Consider the following 6,532-nt stretch of genomic DNA (forward strand, 5'->3'; position numbering starts at 1 on the left):
ACCCGACCGGGCACCGGTCGGAGCGGGCGCCGAGCCCGCCCGCTCCGACCCCATGGCGCATGCCTACCGCTTGCGCACCGTCAACTTCTGGTAGTCGGCGGCGTGGCCTCGGTAGGTCGGGTTGCCGGAGTAGGCGACATGCACCTGGTACTGGCCGGGCTGCAGATCGGCGGTCGGCAGGTCGACGACCGCCTTCCCCTCCACCAGCGACACGACCTGCACGGTGCCCCCGAAGGTGACCGTGACCTCGCCGGTCGGGGTGGCGGCCTGCTTCTTCGGCCCGCCGCCAGGCTCGACGGTCACCGTCAGCGCGAAGGTGCCCCCACGGACGACCGACGCCGGGGCGGCCTTCGCCTTGACCTTGACGGCCTTGGACCCGGCGGGCACCTGGACTGACGCCGTACCTTCCGAGGCCTTCAGGTAGTCGTGGCCGAGGTACTCGGCCTTGACCGTCCGGGTGCCCGCGGGCAGGCCCGTCGGCAGGGTGACCGTGGCCGCGCCCTCCTCCAGGTAGGCGACCGTCGACCAGGAGCCGAGGCTGAACCGCACCTGACCGCCGGTCTGGAACCCGTCAGCCGCGGTGACCCGGGCGGTGGCCGTGGTGGTCTGGGCCCCACTGGCGTACGCCTCGACGGCCACCTCCGTGGTGGTCGTGACATCGCTGTTCGGGATCCCCCGGATGTCGTTCCACTCCCGCAGGGTCAGCGGGATCACCGTGCCGTGACGGGGTCGGACGACCCCGGCGTTGGTCATGGTGATCGCCTTGGGGTTCCAGGTCGGTGCCTCGATGTCCTCGTGGCAGGCGGCCTGGTAGCCACCGCCGTTGGTGTACCGGTCACCCCACAGGTAGAACTGGCCGGGGCAGGCGGTGTCACCCGGGTTGGCCTTGAAGATGACCGGCCCCTCGTAGCCCTGGTTGGCGACCCAGGTCGTACGCCCCAGAGCCGGAGCGACCAGGGTCCAGTTGTCGATGTCGCTGTCCAGGAAGTCGGTGTGCTTCTCCGAGAAGATGTCCGAGCCCTGGTTGCCGGCCTCGTTCTTGGTCACCCGGTAGTAGTGGTCACCGACCTTGATGGCGGTCGTGTCGATCCGGGACAGCGGGGCCGGGTCCTGCCAGACCTGGGGAGGGGAGAAGGTCTGGAAGTCACGGGTGGTGGCGTACCACATCTGGGCGTTGCCCTGACCGGTCCGGTTCACCGGGTCGTTCCACAGGGACTGGGCCCAGAACACGACGTAGGCGCCGATCTCCTCCACCCACAGCGATTCGGGTGCGAAGGCGTTGCCGGCGTCGTCCGGCGCGACCTTCACATGCCGCTGCGGGGTCCAGTTGACCAGGTCGTGCGACTCGAACACCTCGATGTACTGGGTGTCGTTGATGTCGTATCCGCCCTGGTCGTACCAGTTCAGGTCGGTGGCGATCATGTAGAAGGTGTCGCCGTCGGGTGAGCGGACGATGTGTGGGTCACGAAGGCCCTGGTCCCCCAGCTGGGAGATCAGCGACGGCCGGCCTCCGGTCAGACCGGTCCAGTCCAGGGCGGTGTTGCCGTTGGAGGTGGCGAACATGATCTGCTCGCCGTCGGCGATGCCCTCACCCTTGAAGTACCCCATGAAGTACCGCTCGTACTCCTCGGAGCGGGGCATGGCGGTGATGGTCACCGGGAAGGACTTCGTCTTCGAGGCCGCGCCCTTGGTGATGGTCGCGGTCAGGGTGGCCTCGACATTCGCACGGCCGAAGGCCGGGCGGGTCACCTCACCGGTCGGGGTGACCAGGTCGGTGGTCGACTTCCAGGTGATGGTGGAGCCGAACTCGCCGTCGGCCGGAAGGTGCAGATTTCCGCGTACGTCGTCGGTGGCGTACAGGGTCAGGTCGAAGGTGTCCCGGTCGACCGCCTGCGCGTCGTCGAACTCCGCCTTCACCACCACGGGGATCTCCCGGGTGGTCACCTCCTGGGCACCCTTGCGGACGGTGGCCGTGAGGGTGGCGGTCGCGTCGGGCTGGCCCTGGGCGGGTCGGGTGATCCGACCGGTCACCGCAACCTTGCGGGCGCTGGGAACGGCCGGTGGGGTGTAGACCTCGACGACCGAGGGGTCCGAACTGGTCCAGGTGATGGCCGAGCCCGCCACCGAACCCACCTTGGGCAGCACGATGTCCCGTACGATCGCGCTGGTCAGGCCGAGGTCGATGGCCTCGGCGTCGGCGCGGACCCCGATGGCGACGGTGCGTTGCGCCAGGGCCCGGGTCTCCTCGGCGCTCACGGCCCGGTCGTAGATCCGGAAGTCCCGAATCGTGCCGCGGAAGGAGTAGTGGCCCGAGTTCTGTGAGCGGGCTAGGAAGTTGCAGGTGGTGCCGGCGGCGTTCACCGAGGGCGGGGTGGTCAGATTGGGCGCCGTGGCGTGCAGCACGCCGTCGAGGTAGAGCCGGCCGGTCCAGCTCGTACCGTTCGGGTTCAGCGACTGGGTGTAGGTGACATGGGTCCACGCCCCCTCGGTCATCCGGACCCGGTTCTGTTGCAGGTTCGTCGAACCGACGGCCACCCGGAACCGCTGGGTGTTCGAGGCGAAGATGGCGCCCTGGCCCCCGGTGTCGGCGTCACACGAGCCGGACTTCGCGCCGAAGCTCCACATCTGGTGCTCGCCGACGTTCGCCGGGTCGATCCACACGTCGTAGTCGACCGTCAGGTTGGACATGCCGGCGGTGAGGTTGTCCGGCAGCTTCACGTAGGCACCTTCGAGAGCGCCTTCGTACGACTCGGGGTTGAACCTGACCCCGTCGCCGGTCAGTGTCGCCTTCTGCGGATTGACCAGGGTGGCGTTCGCCGCCGAGCCCGCGCTACCCGAGTTGACCAGTGTCGTTCCACTGGTCTCGTCGAGGGCGAAGCGGTGCACCAGACCCTCGTTGAGCTGATCGTCGGCGGCATGGGACGGCGTCGGTGCCAACGACGCCGCGGCAAGCGCGCCCAGTGCGATGATGGCGATGGCTCTACCCTTTCCTGACCTTCGCTGACCCGATCTCAATGGTCCTCCCGGGTGGTGGTGGGACTCTCTGGAGTGGACGAGAGCGTTGTTAACGCTAACTTTGGCGTACTGACAGGTCAACGACACCGTGAGCGACCAACCGGGGAGGCCGCCGTCGACGAGGAGGCGCTCGCCGCGTGGCGCAAGGCCGCAGCGCATATCGACCGGCATGAACTCGTCGCGGCGCAACGGGTGTTGCGCCCATGGGTGGACCGCGAGGATCTCAGCCCCGGGGTCCGGGCTCGGATCCTGCTGGACTGGAATTGGTTGTCGGCTGCCCGTGGCCGACGGGCGGAAGCCGCCGCCGGCTACCAGACGGTGATCGATCTGGCTGCGGCCTCGTCGCCGCAGGTCAGGGCCGCTCTGTACGCCTGCTGGGCAGCCGACAGCGGTTCTGGATCGCCGGTCCGCTCGGACAACAGAAAGAGCATGAAGCCGAGCTCCGCGGCCCGGTTGGCCGATGCGGTGTCGAGGTCGGTGAGCGCGGTCAATCGGTGCACAGCGCGGGCGAGTGCCACCGGGTCGTCGTCACGATCCGCCCGCCGAGCCAGTTCCATCACCGCCGGGAACCCGTCCGAGGCATCGACATCGGGCTGATCAACCGCCATGGCATTTGAGGCTACCCTCAGTGAAGACCCTTGGTGTGCCGCCGAACGGGCCTGGAACGCCATCACCCCACCCGGCGACGAAACCCCCAGAACAACACACACCCGCTGCTGATCCACCGCCGTACCAGTGACGGCGAACCGGCCTTCTACCGCTGCTGGACACCGGGCACGGGTGCGATGGACCGACACCGCTCCGCCGGCCTCAACCTTGAAAGAAGACCTGATGAGTGACGTGTTCGACCTCGCCGCCCTGGTGACCGCCCGGCTGGATGCCGTCAACGGCCGCAGCCGCGAGGAGATCGGCCTGCGCATCCTCAAGGTCACCGAAGAAGCCGGCGAGGTCGCCTCAGCGTGGATCGGCACCGTCGGCCAGAACCCCCGCAAAGGCGTCACCCACACCACCGACGATGTGGCCGCCGAACTGGCCGACGTGGTGCTCACCGCCCTGGTCGCCATCACCAGCCTCGGCCACGACCCCCGCCATGTCGTCACCACCTGCATCGACAAGGCCACCGCCCGCCTCGACACTCACCGGACGCAGCCGCCCGAGTGAGTACCCGCAGCACGCGGCCATGGACGCCCCAGTTCCCGGCTGCGCGTAGCGCCCGACCCGGCCGGCTCGTCGACGCGGACCGGGCCGTCCGGATGGTGGTAACGTCAGCGACGTCGATGTCCCGACCTGCCACCGGAGGATGCCTTCGTGTACCCCACCGTCCGCAACATCGCCATCGACTGCGTCGACCCGTACGCGTTGGCGACATTCTGGAGCAAGGTCGTCGGCCAGCCTCTCGCCGAAGACGACCTGCCGGGCGACCCGGAAGCGTCCGTGCAGCTCCCGGGCGGACCGGCACTGTTCTTCGCGGCGGTCCCGGAGCCGAAGGTGGGCAAGAACCGGCTGCACATCTGCCTCGAGCCCTCGGTGCCGCGGGAGGACGAGGTCGAACGCATCCTCGCGCTCGGCGCGACGATGGTGCACGACCGCCGCAAGCCCGACGGTCGCGGTTGGGCCGTGCTGGCCGACCCGGACGGCAACGAGTTCTGTGTCCTGCGCAGCGCCGCGGAACGTGCCGCCGGCCAGAACGCCCAGCAGGCAGCTTCAGATCCCGCCTGAGCTCGGCCGCGCGGTCGAGCTGATGCGATAGAGATCTACAGCAGGTTCCGGGCGGTCCACAGCTCGGGGAAGAAGCGGTGCTCGCTGGCTGCCCGCAACCAGGCGAGCCCGCTGCTCGCACCCGAGCCCGGCTTGTTGCCGATCGTGCGCTCGACGAGCAGCAGATGCACCGCCCGCCATCGCGCGAACTCGTACGCCACGTCGCAGAGCGCCTCCGCCAGCCGGCGCAGCAGCAGATCGCCATCGGGGCGGTAGCAGTCGGCCCAGGCCCGCTCGACGCTCGGATGCGGCCGGTAGGCGGCGGCGACATCGGCCGTGAGGTGGTCCTCGGGGATCGCGGCACCGCGTCGTGCCAGCAGGCGCACGGCCTCGTCGTACAGGCTCGGCGCGGCGAGGTCGGCGGCCACCTGCGCGGCGATCGACGGGACGCCGGAGTGCGGGCGCAGCATCGCCGGGTTCTTGTTGCCCAGCACGAACTCCAGCCGGCGATACATGAACGACTGCACCCCGGACGCCGCACCGAGCAGGTCACGGAACTCGTTGAACTCGGCCGGGCTCATCGCCCGCAGCACGTCCCAGCACTGCACCAACAGCCGCTGGACGGGCAGGGCACGCCGCAATGTCCACAGCGCGCTCTCCGGATCGTCGCGGGCCAGTTCGTCGCGGGCTCGGCTGAACTCCGCGTGCAGCAGCTTGAAGAGCAGCTCCTTGACCTGCCCCATGATGTGGAACGAAAGCTCGGCCGCCCCGTCGCTGCGCAGCCGTTGCAGGGACAACAGCGTGTCGATCTGCTCGTAGTCGAGATAGGGGCTGCGCGTCGTCTCCGACGTCAGCAACGGCTCACCGCCGCTGCGCGTCGCCCGCGCTGAGCGTTCCTCGTCGGACAGGGTCGCGGCGGACACGGTCTCCACCGGCGGCGGCTCAGGCATTGCCGGCGTCCATGAAGCGACGCAGGCTCAGCGGGCGCATGTCGGTCCAGACCTCGTCGATGTGCGCGAGGCACTCCGCCTTCGGCCCGCGGAAACCGGTGCGGTACCAGCCCGGCGGCGGATCGTCGTCGGCGGTCCAGATCGAGTACTGCTCCTCGTCGTTGCGAACCACGTCGTAGATTTCCTCACTCACCGGAGCTGTTCCCTTCTGAGCTGATGGTGTACCTGGTGCGATCGGCACGACGGATCGGCGCCAGCGGTGCGGCAGCGGTGCGCTGCGCCTGTTCCACGAGAACCGCCATCTCGGCCAGTGTCGGCGCGGCGAACAGGTCCGCCAGCGCCACGTCGACCCGGAACTCCGCGCGCAACCGGGCGGCCAGCCGCGTGGCGAGCAGCGAGTGACCGCCCAGGTCGAAGAAGTCGTCCTCGGCGCCGATGCGCTGCACCTCGAGCAGCGTCCGCCAAACCCCGGCCAAGGCCTGCTCCGTCGGGGTGCGCGGCTCGACGAAATCGCGCGCCACCTGCGTTCGAGCGTCCACCGTCGACGGATCGGGCAACGCACGCGTGTCAAGCTTGCCGTTGGCGGTCACCGGCCAGTCGTGCAGCACGACGAAGCGCGACGGCACCATGGCCTCCGGCAGCCGGCGGCGCAGGCCGCTGCGCACCAACTCCACGAGCTCACCGGGCTCGGCGGGAGCGTCGGCGGCCGGCTGAAGGTAGGCGACGAGCTGGGGCTGACCATCCCGGTCGGGGTGCACGACCACGTGGGCGGCCTGCACGCTCGGCTCCAGAACCAGGTGTTGGTGGGTTTCGGTGAGTTCGATGCGGGTGCCGCGGATTTTGGTTTGGTGGTCGGTGCGGCCGTGGTA

General features: G+C 69.2%; 7 protein-coding genes. 2 read left to right on the forward strand and 5 right to left on the reverse strand.

The genetic code is table 11. From position 1 onward, the window contains the following. Nucleotides 1–63: 63 nt before the first annotated feature. Both ACLQ2T_RS28105 and ACLQ2T_RS28110 read right to left on the reverse strand, forming a co-directional pair. Nucleotides 64–2,937, reverse strand: a complete 2,874-nt coding sequence (locus tag ACLQ2T_RS28105; RefSeq protein WP_425769374.1) for an immunoglobulin-like domain-containing protein — start codon at nucleotides 2,935–2,937, stop codon at nucleotides 64–66. A 386-nt stretch (nucleotides 2,938–3,323) separates the two neighbouring features. After that, nucleotides 3,324–3,686, reverse strand: coding sequence for a hypothetical protein (locus ACLQ2T_RS28110; RefSeq protein ID WP_425769375.1), 363 nt, complete (start codon nucleotides 3,684–3,686; stop codon nucleotides 3,324–3,326). A 160-nt stretch (nucleotides 3,687–3,846) separates the two neighbouring features. Here ACLQ2T_RS28110 and ACLQ2T_RS28115 point away from each other — a divergent pair, with 160 nt between their 5' ends. Together ACLQ2T_RS28115 and ACLQ2T_RS28120 are read left to right on the forward strand one after the other, a co-directional pair. Further along, nucleotides 3,847–4,176, forward strand: coding sequence for a MazG-like family protein (locus ACLQ2T_RS28115; RefSeq protein ID WP_425769376.1), 330 nt, complete (start codon nucleotides 3,847–3,849; stop codon nucleotides 4,174–4,176). Nucleotides 4,177–4,323: 147 nt separating this feature from the next. Then, nucleotides 4,324–4,734 carry a VOC family protein gene (locus tag ACLQ2T_RS28120; protein ID WP_425769377.1) on the forward strand — a complete coding sequence of 137 codons (411 nt, stop codon included), beginning with the start codon at nucleotides 4,324–4,326 and terminating at the stop codon, nucleotides 4,732–4,734. Between the two features lie 35 nt (nucleotides 4,735–4,769). Here ACLQ2T_RS28120 and ACLQ2T_RS28125 read toward each other — a convergent pair whose 3' ends face one another. The 3 genes from ACLQ2T_RS28125 to ACLQ2T_RS28135 form a co-directional block, all read right to left on the reverse strand. Beyond that, on the reverse strand, nucleotides 4,770–5,663 hold the full coding sequence (locus ACLQ2T_RS28125) for a tryptophan 2,3-dioxygenase (RefSeq protein ID WP_425769378.1): 894 nt from the start codon (nucleotides 5,661–5,663) through the stop codon (nucleotides 4,770–4,772). Further along, a complete protein-coding gene (locus ACLQ2T_RS28130) occupies nucleotides 5,656–5,856 on the reverse strand; it encodes an MbtH family protein (RefSeq protein WP_425769379.1) in 201 nt (66 codons plus the stop codon). The genes ACLQ2T_RS28125 and ACLQ2T_RS28130 overlap by 8 nt, the downstream gene beginning before the upstream one ends. Continuing rightward, nucleotides 5,849–6,532, reverse strand: a 684-nt coding sequence (locus ACLQ2T_RS28135; RefSeq protein WP_425769380.1) for a phosphopantetheine-binding protein, incomplete at its 5' end; no start/stop codon positions are given. The genes ACLQ2T_RS28130 and ACLQ2T_RS28135, both read right to left, overlap by 8 nt.

Origin of the sequence: Micromonospora sp. DT229 (assembly GCF_049844505.1) — a bacterium.
Classification (GTDB): domain Bacteria; phylum Actinomycetota; class Actinomycetes; order Mycobacteriales; family Micromonosporaceae; genus Micromonospora.

Bases quoted from the DNA above. Each gene is read 5' to 3' on its own strand.
- ACLQ2T_RS28110 (WP_425769375.1), bottom strand. From the start codon at position 3,686: ATGGCGTTCCAGGCCCGTTCGGCGGCACACCAAGGGTCTTCACTGAGG.
- ACLQ2T_RS28125 (WP_425769378.1), bottom strand. From the start codon at position 5,663: ATGCCTGAGCCGCCGCCGGTGGAGACCGTGTCCGCCGCGACCCTGTCC.
- ACLQ2T_RS28115 (WP_425769376.1), top strand. From the start codon at position 3,847: ATGAGTGACGTGTTCGACCTCGCCGCCCTGGTGACCGCCCGGCTGGAT.